Raw genomic sequence first — 20,662 nt, 5'->3', positions numbered from 1 at the left:
CTACATGGGTCGTGAGTGGGAACTCTCCTACCGCTTAGGTATGCGTCCTTGGATCTGCGTAGCTTACAGCGCACCTGTAGCAGCAGCCACCGCCGTGTTCCTCATCTACCCCATCGGTCAAGGTTCATTCTCCGATGGAATGCCTCTGGGCATCTCTGGAACCTTCAACTTCATGTTCGTGTTCCAAGCTGAGCACAACATCCTGATGCACCCCTTCCACATGCTCGGTGTGGCTGGCGTATTCGGCGGTGCCTTGTTCAGCGCCATGCACGGTTCCTTGGTCACCAGCTCTCTGGTACGTGAAACCACCGAAGTTGAATCCCAGAACTACGGCTACAAGTTCGGGCAAGAAGAAGAAACCTACAACATCGTTGCCGCTCACGGCTACTTTGGTCGGTTAATCTTCCAATATGCTTCCTTCAACAACAGCCGTTCTCTGCACTTCTTCTTAGGTGCATGGCCCGTGGTTGGTATCTGGTTCACAGCACTGGGTATCAGCACCATGGCTTTCAACCTCAACGGATTCAACTTTAACCAGTCAATCCTGGATTCCCAAGGTCGTGTAGTCAACACCTGGGCAGACGTACTCAACCGCGCCAACTTAGGTTTTGAAGTTATGCACGAGCGCAACGCTCACAACTTCCCCTTAGACTTGGCGGCTGGTGAAACCACCCCGGTCGCATTGACTGCTCCTAGCATCAACGGCTAATCATTAAAAGAAAGCAGGCGGCGCGACGAGCAAGTAAATAGATGCGATTATCGCGTCACCTCAACTGAATAAAATTCAAAAAGCGCTCTCCCATAATGGGGGGGCGCTTTTTGGTGTGGATTGGCGTAGGACAGGCGTTGGTAGATATAGCGCTTCGCGCTGGTCTAGTTACACTTTGTTTGTACGAACATCTCATCTGGACTCAGTTTCAGGTACAGGAGTTGTAAATACACGCCTAGCGATTTGCTATACATTTTGCAGTAATGCAGTAATAATTTAAGTAATGCAGTAAGTAATGCAGTAATGCCTTAACAGCTTAAGTAATGCAGTAATTACGCACTTAATTCATTATTTGCCTTAACTCTAAGAATCATTCGTGAGCAAAATCATCGGCTTCTTGAACCAAAAAGGCGGTTGCGGCAAATCCACCACAGCCGTTCACTTCACGCATTGGCTAGCTACCAAACAGAAAAAAAATGTGCTGCTCGTCGATGCCGATTCCCAGCAGTCCAGCTCCGCCTGGTTAGCTGGCATGGAATTGTCCATTCCCTATAAAGTGGTGCAAACTCCTGATGACTTACTCGAACGCCTGCCAGAACTAGAACAACAATACGACCAGCTCGTTGTCGATGGTCCAGCCTCCTTAGCCGAAGCCACCAGAGCCATTCTGTTTCGCGCTGTCCTGGCTATCGTCCCCGTCCAACCCACAGGTGTCGATTTGCGATCGGCGTCTGATGCGGTGCGGTTAATCAAACAAGCCCAGTCCGTTCGCGGCGGTCCCCCCATGGCGGCGATGTTTGTCTCCCGAGCCGTCAAAGGCACCAAACTCAAAGATGAGGCGATCGCGCTTTTGAGCCAAACCAAAGACGTCACCCTACTCAAAACAGTGATTCATCAAAAACAAGCGATCGCGGATACCTCCGGTCAGTCCGCAACCGTCTGGGACTTCCCCAGCCGCCCCGCCAAAGAGTCAGCGCGGGAATATGAGCGATTGTTCAAAGAAATTATGGCACTATGAGTCAAAAGAAAAATCGCAAGCCCCTTACCGATACCCTGGCACAACAGTTTGTCTATGGTGAGAACCCCAAAGACACCACACCAGACGCTTCCCAGGAACCGACACCCACTCAACCCAAAGAAGACAAAACCCCACCCAGAAAGAGCGACACCAAACGCGATCGCTCTTCGAGTAAAGCACCAAGCACAGATAGCACTCCTTCCACCTCAGAACCCATGTCAGAGAACAACTCCAAAACCTTGGGGGTCAAACTCCCCTCCCAGTCTAGACTGATGGATAAGTTCCAAGTCCCCTCCAAAGAGGCGACAGTACGCTTTACAGTAGATTTGCCCATATCAATGCACCGCAAGCTGTCACTCTTAGCCGCGAGGACTGGTAAGAAAAAGGCGGAGATTGTGCGAGTGTTATTGGATGAGACATTAAAAGATTTAGAGGGTGATTAACCAGCAAATCAGCCAATTCGCGTAGTCATATTAAGAAATATTGCTGATGTAGGCATCATTGAACAGAGACGATAATTGTATCTAGGCACCGAGAAATAAATTGGCATACCGGGGTTTGCGCCGTGAGAATTCAGTCTCCGAATCGATACGCAAGCCCTTTGTTTCTTGATATCTTTGACATCCTCCCCGCGAAATCATACCAAGTTGCGTTCTAACGGGTCATATTGAAATTTCTCTTCCAGCACCAAGGTTATCCAGATTAACAGGGACAACTCATGAAAAGCTTGGGTAAAGTAGAGATCAGCAAAAAGCTTTTCTTTGCTCATTGCCACTCAAGATTGCATCATGAGCAGTTATTCCCTCAGCAATATTCTCTTACCGGCTGTATTTATCTCCAGTGCTGTCTTTTCTACATTGACAGTACCCTTTGCTTTAATCGGGAAAGAACCCGTCATTATTGAACTCTCCCCCTTTTATAGTGGGGAAATTCAACCGATTTTTGATGGCAATCACAAAGAGGTAGCCATTCCCTATATCGGATTCTCCATCGTCGTCAGCGTGGGAGCTGGCATGGCTACCGTCGAAATGATTCGACGGTGGAATCAATGGAGTGAATCAACGACTGAAGAAGAGGAATCATCCAATTCGCCGCCCAATTCACCCGAAACCCCAATTCAGCCCGAACCCCTCGACCACCCCGAATACCGACCAGAAGTTTCGGCAATAGACCTACCCCCTTCAGATGAAGGTTTCGACAGTCCATTGCTAACGCCTCCAGAAGCCGTTGGAGAAGAGCCAGACGTACCTGTTGAACCTGAGCCACTCTTAGTTCAGCCTCCACCCACTCTACCTCATCCGACAGGGGCGCTAAGTGTCCTGTCAGAAGCACCCGACTTATCCCCAGTGCCAGAAGGGAATAAGGTGATTCAGTTTACACCACGTCACGCCAATCAATCTGCTACTCTTTCTTTAGACGCAATTGAAAGTGAAATCCTAGAATCTCGCCACCAGTACAAAACCTGCCGGATTCAAACACCCCATTTAAAACGACGCTTATTTGCCATCGCCGTTGAGGGTCAATACTACAGCTTTTTGAGAGCAGAGAAAAACAAGGAGAAGGTACTAGAAATACTGAATCGGCTAGGTAATAGCGTTCAGAAAACAGTGATTACGAAAACGGAAAAAGGCTATGCAATATGGGCGTTGGAGCCAGACGTTTCCTGACACCAATTATTTTTAATTTCTATTGAAATGAATGCTGACGAAATAATAGAAAGATATAGACAAGGGGAACGGGATTTTAGTGGAACCGACTTAAGTGGAGCTTCCTTAAGTGGAGTAGACCTGCAACGAGTCGTGTTGTGGCGAGCCAACCTCAGCAAGGCAAACTTAACAGGTACAAACCTCAGTGGGGCAGATTTATTGGGAGCCAATCTGAGTGAAGCAAACCTGAGTCGTGCCGTACTCTGTGGTGCCAATCTGAGTGAAGCAAACTTCCATAATGCACTGTTGCATAAAACCAACTTTCATACCACCCTTTACAACAAAACCACTCAGTTTCCTGACAATTTTGACCCCGTTAAAGCAGGGGCTTATTTAATTGCACCTCAAAGTTTACTTCCCGAAGCTGACCTGAGTGGGGTAGACCTCAGTAACGCCAACTTAACCGGGGCGAATTTGAGTCGTGCTGACCTATGGAAAACTAACTTGAGAGAAGCCTCTTTGCAGGAGGCGAATCTAAACGAAGCCTGTTTAATGGGCGCTGACTTAACCAGAGCTGACTTAACCAGAGCTGACTTAAAACAATCTAATCTATTAGGAGCTAATCTACGAAACGCTACCCTTCTAGAGATTGACATCAAAGGCGCACTCTACGACGAAACGACTCAATTTCCCCAAGATTTTGACCCAACCGAAGCCGGAGCGTACTGCATTGCTCCTGGCGCGTCACTGGCTGGAGTCAACCTCAGTGGAGTCAACCTCAGTGGTGCCGATTTGAGTGAAGCCGATTTGAGTGACGCCGACTTGAGCGGGGCAAACTTATTTGGGATTTCACTCGCTTATGCCAATTTGAGAGGAGCCAAATTAACCAATGCCATTCTGTGGGACGCTGAACTGATTGGCGCGTCTTTACAAGAAGCATCGCTCAGTGGAGCCGACTTGTGGCAGGCAGATTTACGGGAAGCTGACTTAACCGGAGCTGACTTGAAACAATCCAATCTATTGGGAGCTAATCTGAGTTCGGCTAACCTACAAGAGGTGAACGGGATGGGCGCACTCTACAACGAAGCGACTCAATTTCCGGTCGAGTTTAACCCAACTGAAACCGGGATGTACTTAATTGCTCCGGGTGCGTCACTTGGGGGAGTCAATCTGAGGGGAGCTGACCTGAGGGGAGCGGATTTGAGTGGTGCTGATTTGAGGAAGGCAAAATTGTTTGGCGTCAATCTTCAAGATGCCACTCTAGAGGGAACCCAGCTTGAAGACGCACTTTATAACGAAGCGACTCAATTTCCTTCAGGTTTCGACCCGCTCAAGGGTGGCGCGTGCTTAATTGCCCCTAGAGTATCACTTTCTGGCGTGAATCTGGGTGAGGCGGATCTCAGGGGAGCTGACCTAAGTCAAACCAACCTATGTGGGGCTTCTTTGAGCAATGTCACTCTGGATGGTGTCAGCGTCAAAGCCGCCATTTACAACGAAGCGACTCAATTTCCTTCAGGTTTCGACCCCAGCGAGGGCGGTGCGTACTTGATTGCCCCTGGAGCGTCCCTGAAAAAAGCAGATCTGAGTGGAACCGATTTAGGGGGAGCTGACCTGAGTCAGGCGAATTTGAGTCAGGCGAACCTGAGTCAGGCAGATCTGTGGGGTGCCAATCTGAGTCAGGCGAACCTGGAAGCCGCTAATCTGGAAGGCGCTAACTTACTGGGAGCCAATTTAGTGCGTGCTAACTTGAGCCACGCCAATCTGAGTCAAGCGAATTTGGATGGGGCAGAGCTGACTGAAGCCAAGCTTAAGGGGGTAGACCTGAGTCAGGTTGACTTAGACGGAGTGATTTTGAGTGGGGCAATCATGCCCGATGGCACAGTTCATACTTAGCCGCTAGCCCAACAAAACCTTTTCCTGGGACAGATCTGAGGAACTACTGAGCGAGGAAAATTTGGCTGAGAGCATACTGAGAAGGATGGCAATCTGGGCATGATCTGCCTTATCGATTAATTCTTCTATCTCTTCCTCAAACGAGAGCGATCGCTTCGGTACAGATGCCCCAAGCACTAGCGAGAAGTAGTATTCTCTTGCCTCAGTCGATAATTTCATCAAAAGCTTACCCAGGTTTTCAGTAGTCATCGGCTGCCTACCTTTCCTGAAATAGGAAATGGTCTGCTGAGACAAACCTGTCTGTTCGGAGAGCCACTTGGCGCTAACTCCGTAAGTTCTCAGATAGGGACTAAGCCAGATGATGAGTAAAAGCAATTTTATGCAGTCTTCTTTGTTTGTGCTGTTCTTTTTGTGAAGCTTTTTATATCGATGGTTTTAGACTGTTTGGCGGTTTCCCATATTTCTTGTTCTAGGTCTTTGAGTGCAGGAACCACTATGAGTGTGTACTGACCAACACCCTTGTTGTGCTTGTCAGCAACCTTGAGGGCTGATATTTGCCTGCCAAAATCTGACCAGTCTAGTTTTACCCAGAAGGCTTCTCCGTCAATGACAACGATTTGCTTGTCTCTAAGGCTCTTGTTGATTTGGTACTCCTCAAGGAAGTCCAGAATCTTCCTGATTGTTTGGAGTGAGGTTTCTTGCCGGAGCTTGCAGATAGCTTTTATCTCAAGTAGCTGTGTCCAACTATAGTAGACATCTGGACGTTTTCGTCTTTCCTTTAGAATTCTTGTAGGTTTAATGAGGTTTACACGCTCAAAGTACTGTAACTGATTGGATGTGGCTCCAGTCAGTTCCATTGTCTCTTTGCGTGTGATTAACCCCTCGCCTTGCATGAGTTTATGAAAAATACGAAAAATCAATAGACTTGTTATTATGGGTAGAGCATGAGTTAGCTAGCTCCTAACCCATGCGTTGTAATTGATACCTCAAAAGGAGGCTTTATGGCTAAAACCAAACAAGGTAACAAAAAGGTGTATGTTCGCCCTCACGTCAAAGTGGTGAAGGGCAAGCTTGTCCATGTACCTCGGCATTATCGCTCCACTCCTAACTAGGGCGGAGTTTTTGCTAGGTTCCAGCTATCGCTATTTTACCCCGCGTTAGCTCCAGATAAGGAAAGACTCTGACGCGCTAGCGTCGGTGTCTTTCTGTGAGCGGGATGCAGCTAACAGGATACAGCCAATGGGAGGATACTTATATATAGTTTCCTCCACAACCAGGAAACTTACATGGGAAGAAAAGTAAAGAACCTCTGCTTTCGATAGACAGCAACCCATTAAATCGATTTTTGGCAATGGAGGGATCGCGACGCGGTAAAGTAGTGAAAATAATAAAAAATCTAGAAACCAGCGCATTCTAGATCGTGCAAGATTTTTGATATGCACTGGTTTCCCAGGAAATTGGAGTCCATGGGACATGAACAACCAATCAAACAATTTGTAGTCCCATGTTACCCCAAATTTCCTGGATTGCACAACCAATCAGGCAATTTGCATCATGGGAAAAAATCACCCTCTACACATTCAAAAAGCGCATTGGGACGAGTGGACGATAGGCAGTGCTGTTGATCCAGAGTTGACCGCCCTCAACCTAGAATCCATATCAGGACAGATCCCATACGAATACCTGCTTTACAATTGGAAATCAGGCAAAGTCCACCCAGATGCCATTGCCCGTAAGATGAATCGCCAATTCGGGAATAACTGGTGGCACGGTGGCTGGTGGTGCAGCGGCGCGGAGGATAGTCAATGGGGATGCTTCAAACCCGATCGCCCACGTTTCGACCCACACCATACGAAGCCGATCAAATACGAACATCCTCACTCTTCCCCCACGGAAATCTTCCGGCTCAAAATGCCACGGCATCTCTGGCAGAGGATAGCCAATCGTTATAACATCCCCATCGGGAACTATTTAGACTTTTGGCAGTGGGTAAAAGACCACCCACAAATCTCGATCGTCCTTACCGAGGGTGTCAAGAAAGCTGCGGCGCTGTTATCTCAAGGGTATGTTGCTGTAGCAGTCCCCGGTGTCTGGTCGGGCGTGAGAACCCCAAAAAACAAGTACAACGAAAAGATCGGGAAAACCTACCTCATCCCAGAACTAGCAGAGTTTGCCCAACGCGATCGCTCATTTATAATGGCATTCGATCAGGATGTCAAACAGTCAACCCGACGCAAGGTTAATAAGGCGATCGCAGCTACAGGCGCATTACTTAAGAAAGCAGGATGTCACGTCAAGATTATCTCATGGGATGCCCATTACAAGGGGATTGATGATTTCATCGTTGGCTGTGGCGGCGAAGCGCTTGATCAGGCGATCGAAAATGCCTTCGACCTCACCATCTGGCAAGCTTCCCAACTAAACCAGCTAACCTACGCACCAAACCTCGAACTTAATAGCCGATACTTAGGTGATTTTTGCCCTCCTGCCGATGCCCAATTAATAGGCTTAAAGGCTCCCAAAGGCACGGGAAAAACATTCTGGCTAGGTAAACAGGTAAAACCAATCATCAGGAATGGCGGGAAGAAAGTTCTCTTATTGGTGCATCGAATTCAGCTAGGCAGTGAACTGTGTTTAAAGCTGGGTATCAGTTACATCGATGAAGAGAGAGGCGATGATTTTGGTCTGTGGGGTTTTGGATTATGTGTTGACTCACTTCACCCAAATTCAAAGGCTAAAATCAACCCGGAAGACTTTGAGGGGTGCGACCTAATTTTAGATGAATGTGAGCAGTCAATCTGGCATTTACTCAATAGCTCAACCTGTCAGAGTGATCGCGTTGCCATCTTACGAACCCTTAAGGAGATAGTAGAGACAGTTTTATCGACTGGGGGGCGAATTTATCTGAGTGACGCTGATCTATCAGATGTTTCAATCGACTTTATCAAAAGCCTGGTGGATTTCAAGGTTAACCAATGGATAGCCGTCAATGAGTGGAAGCCGCCTCAAGGTTGGGATGTGTATTCTTATGGCGGGAATACCCCAGATCAGTTAGTGGGGGACTTGATAGAGCATATTGCCAATGGTGGTAAGCCTTTCATCTGTACAGGCTCCCAGAAGATTAAATCCAAATATGGCACTCAGAACCTTGAATCCCTACTCCTTAGCCGCTTCCCCGACTTGAAGATACAGAGAATAGATGCCGAAAGCGTGGCAGATCCAAAACACCCAGCTTTCGGCTGTATCGAACGTCTCAATGAGATTTTACCGAATTATGATGTTGTAATTGCTTCTCCAACTTTAGAGACTGGGGTATCGATTGAGTGCGACGGCTTTGATTCAGTATGGGCCATAGGACCAGGGCATCAACCTGTCAATTCTGTGTGTCAAACCTTGGCAAGGTATCGTCCTAATGTCCCTAGGTATATTTGGGCTAAAAGTACGGGGTTTGGCTGGGTTGGTAACGGAGCAACTGATATCAATTCAATCCTAAAGAGCGAACATAAAATAACAAAAGCTAACATCAATCTGCTCACCCAGGCTGATTTTACCGATAGTATCGATACTAATTTCCAGCCTCAATCACTGCAGACTTGGGCTAAATTCGCGGCTCGAATCAATCTGGAGATGAAAGCTTATCGAGCCTCCATAGAAGCCAAACTACAAGAGGAGGGGCATAATATCATTAAGGTATCAGCCGCCGGAAAAAAGGAAGAGATTAAAGCAGTCAAGGAAGCGGTAGCAGAGAATAAAGAGCAGAATTATCAGGAATATCGCGATCGCGTATCCACCGCCCCAGATATTGACGACAAAACCTACCTGAAACTCAAAGAGCAACGCTCTTTGACCAAACAGGAGCGGGAAAAGTACCGGAAGGCAGAATTGACGCGCCGCTACGGGGTGAATATTAGCCCGGAGCTAATAGAGAAGGACGATTCTGGATGGTACCGACTTTTACAGCTTCATTATTTCTATAGTATAGGAAGGGAACATCTGTCAGCCAGGGATAAAGCAGCCGCTCAAAAAATGCTTGATGAAGGTGAGGGGTCGATATTCAAACCCGACTTTAATCAAAAGCTGCTAGGGGTCAAGATTGCCGTATTGTATTTAATTGGCTTTGACAAACTCCTAGAGAAAAGGGAATTCCCCCAAAATGATTCCGAGTTACAAGCGATCGCAGATTATTGTAAGGCTAATCGCTTCGCCATAAAATCCATACTGGGCATCAATATAGGTTTATCTGAGTCTCCAATGGCGATCGCACAGAAGCTATTAAAACTGATTGGGTACAAGTTCCCCCAACTGAGGCGAGAGGGTAGTAGGGGTGATAGGCAACTGATTTATGGTGCTGCGGCGGCTTTCTTTGAGGTGGACTGCATGGGGAAACTCATCAAGGATGACAGCGGGCAAGCTATCCCGTTACCCGATGGACGTGATGAAGTGTTCCAGGCATGGCTATTACGAGACGCGGCAAAGGAAGCGGCAAGAGAGGCATCTGAGTCCAGAGAGTGTCAATCCCCGTGTCAATCATTTCCTAATAATACTATTACTGATCAGAATTCCATTGACACCATTGACACCAATCTCAAGGACACTACGCCAGACACCCCAACCATACCCATGGGGGAGCCGTCGCAGGTCGAGCGCCTAATGGCATCCCTAGCGCGGGTTGAGTCTTTCGGTCAGTTCTGGGAGGCTATCAGAGGCTATGAGGATGAGACAGTAGAGGATGCGATCGCACTCCTTGATAATTATCCCCGTCGCCAGACCTTAGCAGCATGGTTTGAGGGGGATGCATCTGTAACCCTCCTAGAGGTAGCCTTAGACCCATTCCTTGAACCTGAATCAGTCCAGGATCTGGTAGGCTTGCTCAAGATTTGTTGTCGGGAGGGCAAGGCTTTGTTCGATATCCTGCGCCAGACTATCCCTTCCACTGAAGCTTTCAGGAGGGCGGTTCGGTTCTTAGATCGAGAACGACGGGCAGTGATCCGATATTGGGAGCCAGGATTGGCATAAGGTAAAAGACAGCGGGGAGTGAACTGGCACTGCGCGGAGGATGCGATCCATCGTCCTATCTTCCAAGTTTCCAAGTTTTAGGAGGTGTTATGGGGGAAGCAAAAAGACGCAAGAAATTAGACCCTCATTATGGCAAGCCTAAGCCAACAGTTGAGCTTCAAGATACAATGACTGAGGTTATACTTTTGGCTGTTTTGCTAGGCATCGAGTTGTGGCGAATAGAGTTAAAAGATGTGAACTGGAAAGATTTCTTTGTCAAGAAAATTAATGAAATAGTGTCGTCACCCGATTGGGCGGGTTTTGATGCTCGAAGTGAAGAGGATTATCTGAAGGTTACAACAGTGTTATTTCTCACGGTTTTGACTTGCAATCCTCCCGTCTCATTTGCCTCCAGACAAAGCTTCTATGACTTCTTAATCAACGAGGCAACTAACATGACCCCTAAAGAAATGGCTAACTTGTTGAATAGGACTCTAGAAGAAAGGATCTTTATCAGGGATTGTGCTGCGGATCTGGCAGCCAGAGGAGAAATGTGATAGTTCAGTTTGAGCTGGTCAAAATTCTGGTGCATCACCTGTCAACAAGCTCAACTTTCACTGTGAGCAGTTAGTAAAGATTATCAATGAATTTTTCCGGTGAGGTGAAAAATAGGAGCGGAAAAAATTTTTTTACGATTCCAATATATGACGTAGTGGGTTGACACTCCCACGGCTTAAAGCGCGTGGGATTCTACATTCATCGTCAGAACTTGCTCTACCAGGCTTGCGCCAAGTAGCGTAGAGGCTCCAACTCCTGTAGCGTTACTTCGGGATTGCCCATCCCTAGATTTTGCCTTGAGCAAAATATTGATAGCCGCATTCCAATCTCTTTGCAGAATCAACCCACACAAACAAACGTGAGTCCTGGTGCTAAGGGACTTTTTCACAATTACCTTACACTGACTACATTCCTGGCTTGTATACTGGGGTGGAACGGCAATAGCCAGTCTTCCCAACTTTTTAGCAAAGTGTTCTAACCACTGTCTGAACTGATACCAACTAGCATCAGCTATCGACTTTGCCAGACAGTGATTTTTGAGTAAATTTGCTACCCTTAAGTCTTCATAGGCTACTAAGTCGTTAAACTTGCAAACGTGACGCGCCAGTCTCTTAGCGTGTTCGGTACGTTGCCTACTTACTCTTAAGTGTTTTCTGGAATATTGGCTCCTTGCCTTACGGCGTCCTGACGAACCTTTAATTTTCTTGTAGATGCAACGCTGAGCGTGTTTTATGCTAGATTCGGCTTTCCTGAGAAACTTTGGGTTAGGTTCATGGTGTCCGTTTGAGTCAGTATAGAAATACTCCAAACCGACATCTAAACCAATTTCTTGACCTGTAGGTGACTGAATATCAACACATTCAGCATCTACAGAAAACTGACAGTAATACCCATCAGCGCGACGCACTAAACGAACTCGCTTGATCGACTTAACTGAGTAAGTGTGAATATCCCACTTCCCTAAAAGCTTGAGTTCACCAATACCTTTCTTGTCGGTAATAGTAATGCGTCGCTTTGTGGAATGAAGCTTCCATCCGCTAGTTTTGTACTCCACTGAACGGTTGTTTTTCTGAAATCTAGGAAAACCTTTCTTTCCAGGTTTTTTCGACTTGCAATTATCGTAAAACCGAGCAATAGCAAGCCAAGCTCTCTCAGTAGCCGCTTGTACCGCCATTGAGTTTAGGTCTTTGACAAAGGCAAACTCATTGCGTAGTTCTGTCGAATATTTATTTAAAGCGAACCGATTGATTTTAGCATCCTTGGGTGCATCCATCCAATAGCGAATTGCTTTGTTGCGAATGAACTGCACCGTTTTGATAGCTTCGTCAATAGCTTTGTATTGCTGTGGTTTTGCCTTGACTTTATATTCGAGAACCAGCATTGCGTTTTTCCTCCCTCTTGTCTAAAATATTGGTCTAAAGACCATTTGTCAAGACCAATGGGACAAGATTATCGTCACGCCAACACGTCAGTTACGTTGATCAACTATCACTTTGTCTGGATACCAAGACGCCGCAAGCCTGTGCTTGTAGGTCAAGTGGCTCAAAGATTCGAGGAATTACTAAGAGCAAAAGCTATAGAGCTAGATTGTCAGATTATTGCCTTGGAGGTGATGCCTGACCATGTTCATCTATTCCTTAACTGCCCTCCCACGGTGGCGCCGTCAAACATTATGCATCGACTCAAAGGAGCAACAGCTTACAAATTAAGAGACGAATTCCCCCATTTAAAAAAGCTTCCAAGTATGTGGACTAGAAGCTTTTTTTGTTCAACGGCGGGAAATGTCAGTAGTGAGACGGTTAAGCGTTACATTGAAAATCAGAAGACCAGATAGTTTGGTCATCTCCGTACCTCCGATGACCCGCCTTATATCCCACACCTAAAAGGATGTGGGTTTTACGGCGTTTCTATAACGCCCTTTTCCGACTTTTGGGTTTTAACTCAATCACTGAGGAAATTTGTTCATAGGGTAACCTCAATTGCCTCCCGGCAACAAAGTCTGTTGAGACTGAATCAACTGCTCCGGATTGAGCAAAAATAGCGGCGAGTCTTCTGGATTTTGCCTCACCAAAGCACTCACACAGCGAAGATTCCCCTGAGCCATATAATCCGCCGTTAACGGCTTAAACGCTGACTCAGGAACACGCTGTAACGAAGGCGGCGAATCAATCGGTAACCCCACAATTTTGCCAGCTCGGTTCTGCACAATCAGCAGGTAACGTTGTTCAGTATCATCCTCCCATTTCACCGATACTGTCCTGGCAGATTCCGCCGCCTCCTCCTGACTAGAACTGAGCGATAAATTTGGCAGTTCAGCCCTCTTAAAAATCCGATGGTCTACATCAATCACCAGTAACTCTTGGTCTTGATAAAGCGTTAACCCCACAGCTCCCCCCTGAGGTGCGCCATAAATTTTGCCCCGAGGAATCACTTTTTGCACAGCTCGAATCGGCAACGCAAAGCCTTCCGTATAAAGGCTAAAAACAATTAACTGTTGAGTCGGTTGAGGCTTACGATTGGTAGATCGTCGGGAAGAAAGCGGAGAAAAAACAGCCATATAATTCAAAAATCAAAACTCAAAACTCATGCCGAAAGAAAGTCGTGAAGAGTCAAAACTCAAACCGGAACCTTGCCCCGAATTAACTGCTCTAGAGTATCTAATAACTCACGCTCATTGTAAGGCTTAGAAAAATAGCCACTTGCACCCAACGTCATCGCTAACTGGCGATGTTTCTCCCCAGTTCGAGACGTCAGCATCGAAACCGGTAAATCGCTGAAAGCCGGGTCAGACTTGATCCGAGCCAAAAAGCCGTAACCATCCAGGCGAGGCATCTCAATATCACAAATAACCGCCTGCACCTGTAACCCCCCCAACAGTTTTTCCACAGCATCTTGACCATCTTTGGCTTGTTCCACCAAATACCCAGCCTTTTCCAAAGCCAACGCTAAAAATCGGCGCACATTAATCGAATCATCAACCACCAGAACCGTATCTCTCTGGGGTTGAGGCGTCGCCACATTGAGTGGCTGCTCACGACTAGGCGCATCCAATTGAGGCAACTGCTCCACCAGTGACCCATCCGTGTCCGGCGTGCGCTCACTCCTCATCCAGCGCAGCAATGAAGCCGCATCCACCAGCGGCACAACCTTACCATCACCCAGAATCGTACAACTAGCAAACCCAGCCGGCATAGAAAGAGGACCTTCCACTTGGCGAATCGCCACCTCCTGCTCACCCCAACAGCGATCCACCTGTAGCGCAATCAACTGATCCCCAGGACTAATCATCAGCACCGTTGGCTCACTAATACTCGGTACACCTTCCGGAGTCGTTATTTTACGCGAGCAATTAAACCTTAACCACGTACCCAAACGAATCAGAGGAATCATCTCCTCTTCCCACTTAAGAACCTCACTACCCGGAGTCCTCAAAATCTGCTCCTCATCCAGTAAAAGCATTTCCTCAATCACATCCGTCGGAAACGCCAACATAGTATGATTACTCTCAACCAACAGAACCCGTGCCACAGACAAAGTAAACGGCACCGTCAGCGTAAACGTTGTCCCCTGACCCGGTTGAGTATCAACCCGAATATCCCCCCGGATTTGCTTAAGATTATTACGCACCACATCCATCCCCACACCTCGACCCGACAGGTCAGTCACCCGTTCAGCCGTACTAAAACCCGGTTCAAAAATCAGCGAGAGCAACTCATCCTCACTCGCCGCCGCCAGCAGTTCCGCATCCAACCCCATTTGTTCAGCCCTTGCCCGGATTTTATCCAGATTAATCCCATTCCCATCATCACTAATCGTAATAATCGTCTGGTTCCCCCGGTGAGCCGCTTTAATTTCAATCGTCCCCTGAGCCGGTTTCCCTTGAGACTGACGAATATCAGGTTTCTCAATCCCGTGGTCAAACGCATTGCGAACCAGGTGCATCAACGGATCTGAGAGCGCCTCCAAAATACTGCGATCAATCAGAGTCCCCTTCCCAGAAACCTTAAGTTCAACCTCTTTCCCATGCTGTAACGCCAGATCCCGTAAAGCGCGTTGAAATCGCCCCACCAAATCCGACAAAGGACGCATCCGAACCCGAGTCAGATTCGTTTGTAGCTGCTTAGCCGTTTGGTTAAGTTCGCGAACCGTTCCGTCAGTATCTTCCAGACTCAGTTCAATATCAGACGTGACTTCCTGAATCTGGACAATCGTTTCCATCACTTCCATCGACAGCAAATGTAAGTCGCTGTAATGGTCCATTTCCAAAGCATCAAAAGCGCTGCTGATATCTTGCAGACTGTCTCCAGGTTCACCGCTGGAAACATTCTCATCAGGGAAACCCGTCAGACTTTGCACCTGGGTTGGACGCCATGAACCGCCCGGTTTTGCGGAGCGAGAATTCACCAGGGATTTTAACCCCGCTGGCACAGAACTGACCCCTGTGGCAACAGTATCATAGGTGGTACGCAGGCGAACATTCGATTGCTCCAGATGGTTAACTCGGCGGCTGAGTTTTTCCATCAAAGTACGCAAACGAGCCAAGTGTAAACTAAGACCATTACGCTCAATGGTCAGTTCTCCAAACAGATCGTTAAGCCGATCCAATTGCCGAACTGGAATACGGACAGTATTTTCTGGAGAATCCTTAGTCGCTCTTTCTGCTTGATTCGACGAGGCTTTCACCTCTTGCCATCTCACCTCATCGGCTCTTTCCACGCCAGCATCGCGATCGACAGTTCTCGACAGAGAACCACTGAAGGACGTTGTAGCCGTTGGCTCAAAAATACCCTCGTCACTAACCAACGGTTCGGCAGCTTCAGTATCTGGGGTATGAATGTCAAACTCAGCCGCCGTTCCCGCCGCTTCCACAAACTCAGTATCTGGGGTATGAATGTCAAACTCAGCCGCCGTTCCCGCCGCTTCAACAAACTCAGTGTCTGAGGTATAGTCAAACTCAGCCGCTGTTCCCGCCGCTTCCACAAACTCAGTGTCTGAGGTATAGTCAAACTCAGCCGCCGTTTGTGCTTCTTCAACAAACTCAGTGTCTGAGGTATAACTGTCAAACTCAGCAACCCAATCCTCTTCCACCAACTCAGTAGCAGGCGTCGGTGTACTCGTCGGTGTTACAACAACTCCCGGCACTTCGATATGAGTCGGCAAGCTACCAACTTGATTCACCAAAACCAGCGCTTGCGATCGCCGCCAAGCTTGAAGCGCCGCCTTAGCAATCTCTCGAACCTGATTGGGAGCAGCTTCCAGGCTTTGAACCACAGACTCACACAAGCTACTAAAAGCCTCCAGCTGTAGCATCTCGCCCAACCCCCCCAACTCTTGGGCAAGAATCGAAACCTCTTCCTCTAAGCAAGGCGCTTGGGGGTCCTCCACCACCGATTCCAACCGAGCCAGACACCCCTCCACCTCAGTTTCAAACAGTAAAGCCGCAACATTCGTACCATCTTCCGCCCCCAGCATACTGTTGGCGTCTTCCTCAACCGGATCACCCAGACGTTCATGTAGCTGATCAAAAACCGGCGTCGCTTGAGTCGAAACCCAATCAGGGTCAGCATCCGTTCCCTGGCGATTAAGAGAAAGCACGCTGGAGAGACGATCCACCGCCCCCAACAACAAGCCCTCAAGTTCAGCATCCACATTCAAGGAATTCCTCTGAACCTTCATCACCTTAAACGAATCCTCCAGACGGTGAGCCAGATGACTCAACGTCTGATACCCCATCATTCCCGCACCCCCCTTAACCGAATGAGCCGCCCGCAAAATCGAATCCATTTGCTGACTCTCAATATGGTTCCCAGCTAAACCCAGGAGTGCCGATTCAATAGTATCCAGATATTCCTGGGCTTCTTCGAGAAACTGGAGCTGAATTTCAAGTTCCTTGTCCTGTGACATGGTAGAAACATATCTTATATAAAGTACGAAGTGTGAAGTTTTTGGGTTCCTTCAGCCATTACCCTTCTGTACCAACGTTGAACGCGCCCACAGATGCCTGTAATTCCTCAGCAATCCCCACAGTATCTTGAAGAGAACTAGCCACTTGACGAGTCGAATTCGACGTGCGTTCAGAAAGAGCAGCAATATCCTTCATCAACTCAGTAATCGCTTGGCTAGTTTCCGCTTGAGACACCGTAGCCGTCGAAATCGACTGCACCAACTGGTCAATCTGGCGAGACACCTCTAAAATTTGACTCAAACTCTGCTTCGCATCCTCAACCAGATGCGTCCCTTCCACCACCTGAGACGTACCCAACTCCATCGCCTCAACCACAGACGCCGTTTCTTGTTGGATATTATCCACAATCTGTTCAATCTCTCGTGTCGCCGCCGCCGAGCGAGCCGCCAATTCCCCAACTTCCTCAGCAACCACAGCAAACCCTTGACCTTCTTCCCCCGCTCGAGCCGCCTCAATCCCGGCGTTAATCGCCAATAAATTCGTTTGCAGCGCAATTTGGTTAATCAAAGACACCACCTTAGAAATCTGTTGGGACGATTCACCCAACCGCTTGACTTTCTTCGCCGTTTCTGCTACAGTTTCTCGCAATCCCAGAATATTCTTCACCGAACGATCCATAGCCAGTCCCCCAGCTTCAGCCGTCGTTGAAGCCGTGCGAGCCACAGCCGCCGCTTGACGAGCATTCTCAGCCACCTGTTGAATCGAACGAGTCATTTGCTCAACCGAATCCAGAGTGCGAGTCGTTTCCTCCGCCTGTTTCAGCGCCTCCTCCGACAATTGACGAATTGCCCCTTCATTTTCACCCAAGGACGTATTCACCTGAGTCGCCGCCGTTTTCACTTGCGTAACAATTCCCCGCAGACTTTCAATAACGGCATTGAAAAAGTCGGCTACCGTACCAATTTCACCCACAGTCACATCCGCCCGCACCGTCAAATCCCCTCGGGCAGCCCCTTCCACATCAGAAAGCAACTCCAAAAGCTGAAGCTGAAGCGATTCCTTCTGTTGACGCTGTTCCTGAGAAGCCAACTCCGCCTCAATCCGGGCTTGTTCCCGCTGTTCCAACAGATTAGCTTGGTCAAGAGCAAAACCCACTTGAATCGCCACCTGCTTAAAGAAATTAATCTCCGCCTCCTGCCAACGGCGCGAACTAGAACATTGATGAGTAACCAACAGCCCCAGTAAATTCCCCTCTGCCAGAATCGGCGCGACCAAATTCGCCTTAACCTTGAACGGTTCAAGCTGACCCAGGTAACATTGGTTCAAGTTCGCCTCATAAATGTTTTCATTACTACTGACAAAACCCCGCTTGTACTTTTCCACATATTGATCCGCAAAACAGGGATCAGCAATATTGGCACCCAGAGCTTTGGGGAAGGTACGCCCCACAGATTCAGCCACAATAGTACCTTGCCAGTTAGCATCAAACAGATACACAACCGCTCGGTCAGTGCCTAAGGTTTGGCGCACCCCTGTAATCGCCGCCTCATAGATTTCTTCAACATTGAACGACTCCCGAATATTAGACGTAATATCGTTAAGTTGCTGAGCCAGTTCAGTAGCCGTTGCTTGCTGTTCCAACAGCGCCGCTTGGTCGAGAGCAAAGCCAACTTGGTCAGCAATTTGGGAGAATAGCTCCGTTTCTGCCTCTAGCCAGATGCGGGGTTTGGAACACTGGTGACCACAAAGTAAGCCATAAACTTTACCCTCTCGGATAATCGGAGCCATCATATAAGCCTTAACCGACAGTTCCGAGAGCATGGTGTACTCCCAATCATCGCGGCTTTTATCATCAAGGTTATCACCGATACGAATCTGTCCATCGCTGTAGACTTCAGCGATATCCCCGTCCTTGTCTGCCGCTTTAAACGATTGTCCCCGAACTTTGCTCCAACCGGGGGCTACGGCTTCGGAAACAAACGTACCACTGTTAGCATCATCAAAGCGGAAAATCAGCACCCGATCCGTCAAAAGGGCTTCACGAACCGCCGTTACCGCCGTTTCCAGAATCTCCTCAGCTTTGAGCGACTGGCGAATCCGGGGAATAATATCATTCCAGCGCTGCACTCGTTCAGCTTCAGCCGTTTTCGATGACGCCAGAGTAATACTACTTAAAGAAAGACCCACTTGAGTCGCTAACTCTTTGAGGAAATCAATTTCCGACGGTTGCCACACACGGGTATTAGCGCATTGATGAGCAACCAATAGACCAATCAGAACATCACCTGATACAATCGGCACAACCAAATTCGATTTTACCGACAGTCGGGCTAAAAGCTGGAGATGATCCGGAGAATAACCCGTTTGCTGAACATTAGATGTCGGGACAACCCGCCCTTGGCGATACTCTTCTAGAATTTTTCGAGGAATACAGGGGTCTGTAATTTTATCCATCAGCGCCCTGGGCCAACCGGGATCAACGGATTCAGCAACAATACTACCACTCCAATCCGGTTCAAACCCATAGATTACCACCCGATCCGCATTCAGTTGTTTTTTAGCTTCCGTAACCGCCCGATCAAACAGAAACTGCTTATCCCCTCGACTCGCCGCATTCACCGTTTCAGCATAGGTTCGTAGCGCCAGGGCGGACGCTTTTTGCTCTTCCAGAAGCGTCTGAACCTGAGAAACCATGCGATTAATACTAGACCCCAAACTGGCAAGTTCATCATCTCCTGCGACATGGAGACGGGTATCCAAATCCCCTTGAGCCAGTTTCTGAACCGCGCTGGACGCCTCAAGAATGGGTTCAACCGCACGTTTAGCCAGCAACACAGCCACCACACCCGCCAACAACGCCGTTATCCCCGTTCCCCACAGCAGGTTTGACAGCGTTTTGCTCGACTTATCTTGGGCAATTTCTTCCTTAATCGTTTGGTTAACCAAAACATAGTCAACAGTCCCAATTCCCAGAACAGGAACCACACTAAGCGTAACCGCCAAAATTGTAGCTTTAGTCGATAATGAAAGCCGCCCCCACCAGGAACCCGTTTTAGCAGACCCGTCGCTTACAGGTGCAGGAGTTGCACTGACAGGAAACGTCGGAGCCGCATTCATTTTATCCTGAAAGTCAGCACCGTACATGGAGCCATTGTCCCTCACGCTATTACTACTGATATTATCTGGAATTTGGTTATCACCATTACTGGCTGTATCGAATTTCTGAACCATGAAACAAGCACCATTGTGTGATAATAAATTGGCAATGAGATAAAAAGCCGTAACAAAAGTCCTTTTTCCCTCGCCTCCCACCAAAGCTATCTTTGCCAAGAATTCAATCGATCTCTTCTGTTTACTTATCGCTGCGCGTAACCCATAATCGCCTCAGTATCCAGAACCAATAAAATTTCTCGCTCTTGTAAAGTACATCCGCGTAAATAAGGAACCAAACTCGATGACACTTGACCATGCGGCGATTGAATCGAATCCGGTGTCAGACGCACCACACCTTCAACCGTTTGCACAACTAGCCCTAAAGCCCCTGAACTATTGCGGATAATGATGATGCTGTATTGCTGAACATTCGTTAGAACTTCTGGTAACCCTAACATCTTCCCCAAATCAATCACCCACAAAACGCGAGAACGCCGATTCAGCAATCCCAAAACATAAGGAGGCATATTGGGCATTGGTGTCAATCGTCCCGGTGGCAAAACAATAACTTCCTGCGCCCGACTCATTGACAAAACAGCCGATGTTTTTTCACCTAACTGAAACTTAAGATAAGTATCTCCCTGATTTTTCGGATGCAGGGGTTTTTTCGGTAAAAGAGCGAGTGTACTGGTCAGAGTAGGTAAATCCGGCATAATTTTATTTATGGGTCATTAGTCATTAGTCATGAGTTATCGATTTTTACAATAAACAAACGACAATAGACA

Annotated in this window: 16 protein-coding genes; 8 read left to right on the top strand and 8 right to left on the bottom strand. The window is 47.9% G+C overall.

Annotated features, from left to right (window positions below; translation table 11 throughout):
• From MC7420_RS33765 to MC7420_RS33755, 3 genes are all read left to right on the top strand, one after another.
• The coding region (locus tag MC7420_RS33765; protein ID WP_006106365.1) for a photosynthetic reaction center protein at positions 1-709 on the top strand (709 nt) is incomplete at its 5' end.
• 376 nt (positions 710-1,085) lie between these two features.
• Entirely contained in the window at positions 1,086-1,727 is a 642-nt protein-coding gene (locus MC7420_RS33760) for an AAA family ATPase (RefSeq protein ID WP_006106381.1), read from the top strand.
• Complete coding sequence (locus tag MC7420_RS33755; RefSeq protein ID WP_006106346.1) at positions 1,724-2,170, top strand: hypothetical protein; 447 nt, start codon at positions 1,724-1,726, stop codon at positions 2,168-2,170. Before MC7420_RS33760 ends, MC7420_RS33755 begins: the two co-directional genes overlap by 4 nt.
• A 194-nt stretch (positions 2,171-2,364) precedes the next feature.
• Here MC7420_RS33755 and MC7420_RS43680 read toward each other — a convergent pair whose 3' ends face one another.
• A complete protein-coding gene (locus MC7420_RS43680; RefSeq protein ID WP_006106368.1) occupies positions 2,365-2,496 on the bottom strand; it encodes a hypothetical protein in 132 nt (43 codons plus the stop codon).
• Between the two features lie 19 nt (positions 2,497-2,515).
• Here MC7420_RS43680 and MC7420_RS38800 point away from each other — a divergent pair, with 19 nt between their 5' ends.
• Entirely contained in the window at positions 2,516-3,394 is an 879-nt protein-coding gene (locus MC7420_RS38800) for a hypothetical protein (protein WP_006106353.1), read from the top strand.
• Between the two features lie 27 nt (positions 3,395-3,421).
• A complete protein-coding gene (locus MC7420_RS33745; RefSeq protein ID WP_006106385.1) occupies positions 3,422-5,266 on the top strand; it encodes a pentapeptide repeat-containing protein in 1,845 nt (614 codons plus the stop codon).
• A gap of 3 nt (positions 5,267-5,269) precedes the next feature.
• Here the strand turns inward: MC7420_RS33745 and MC7420_RS33740 are convergent, their stop codons facing one another.
• Both MC7420_RS33740 and MC7420_RS33735 read right to left on the bottom strand, forming a co-directional pair.
• A complete protein-coding gene (locus tag MC7420_RS33740) occupies positions 5,270-5,515 on the bottom strand; it encodes a hypothetical protein (RefSeq protein WP_006106334.1) in 246 nt (81 codons plus the stop codon).
• A gap of 128 nt (positions 5,516-5,643) precedes the next feature.
• Entirely contained in the window at positions 5,644-6,123 is a 480-nt protein-coding gene (locus MC7420_RS33735; RefSeq protein WP_232231847.1) for a MerR family transcriptional regulator, read from the bottom strand.
• A gap of 697 nt (positions 6,124-6,820) precedes the next feature.
• On the opposite strand from MC7420_RS33735, the gene MC7420_RS33730 reads away from it, so the two are divergent.
• Together MC7420_RS33730 and MC7420_RS33725 are read left to right on the top strand one after the other, a co-directional pair.
• Positions 6,821-10,282 (top strand): plasmid replication protein, CyRepA1 family, encoded by a 3,462-nt coding sequence (locus tag MC7420_RS33730; RefSeq protein WP_052307589.1) that lies wholly within the window; start codon positions 6,821-6,823, stop codon positions 10,280-10,282.
• A gap of 89 nt (positions 10,283-10,371) precedes the next feature.
• Complete coding sequence (locus MC7420_RS33725; RefSeq protein ID WP_006106336.1) at positions 10,372-10,818, top strand: hypothetical protein; 447 nt, start codon at positions 10,372-10,374, stop codon at positions 10,816-10,818.
• A gap of 176 nt (positions 10,819-10,994) precedes the next feature.
• Here the strand turns inward: MC7420_RS33725 and MC7420_RS33720 are convergent, their stop codons facing one another.
• Entirely contained in the window at positions 10,995-12,200 is a 1,206-nt protein-coding gene (locus MC7420_RS33720; protein WP_006106339.1) for an RNA-guided endonuclease InsQ/TnpB family protein, read from the bottom strand.
• Between the two features lie 57 nt (positions 12,201-12,257).
• On the opposite strand from MC7420_RS33720, the gene tnpA reads away from it, so the two are divergent.
• A complete protein-coding gene (gene tnpA / locus MC7420_RS33715) occupies positions 12,258-12,653 on the top strand; it encodes an IS200/IS605 family transposase (RefSeq protein WP_044211242.1) in 396 nt (131 codons plus the stop codon).
• 141 nt (positions 12,654-12,794) lie between these two features.
• Here the strand turns inward: tnpA and MC7420_RS33710 are convergent, their stop codons facing one another.
• From MC7420_RS33710 to MC7420_RS33695, 4 genes are all read right to left on the bottom strand, one after another.
• On the bottom strand, positions 12,795-13,376 hold the full coding sequence (locus MC7420_RS33710; RefSeq protein WP_006106361.1) for a chemotaxis protein CheW: 582 nt from the start codon (positions 13,374-13,376) through the stop codon (positions 12,795-12,797).
• Positions 13,377-13,435: 59 nt separating this feature from the next.
• Entirely contained in the window at positions 13,436-16,723 is a 3,288-nt protein-coding gene (locus tag MC7420_RS33705) for a hybrid sensor histidine kinase/response regulator (protein WP_006106383.1), read from the bottom strand.
• Between the two features lie 58 nt (positions 16,724-16,781).
• Complete coding sequence (locus MC7420_RS33700; RefSeq protein ID WP_006106373.1) at positions 16,782-19,868, bottom strand: GAF domain-containing protein; 3,087 nt, start codon at positions 19,866-19,868, stop codon at positions 16,782-16,784.
• 212 nt (positions 19,869-20,080) lie between these two features.
• On the bottom strand, positions 20,081-20,590 hold the full coding sequence (locus MC7420_RS33695) for a chemotaxis protein CheW (RefSeq protein WP_006106369.1): 510 nt from the start codon (positions 20,588-20,590) through the stop codon (positions 20,081-20,083).
• Positions 20,591-20,662 lie beyond the last annotated feature (72 nt).

The sequence above is a fragment of the Coleofasciculus chthonoplastes PCC 7420 genome, assembly GCF_000155555.1.
Taxonomy (GTDB): domain Bacteria; phylum Cyanobacteriota; class Cyanobacteriia; order Cyanobacteriales; family Coleofasciculaceae; genus Coleofasciculus; species Coleofasciculus chthonoplastes_A.
Note: the sequence above shows the minus strand (reverse complement) of the source record. Positions and strands in the feature narration are given on the sequence as shown.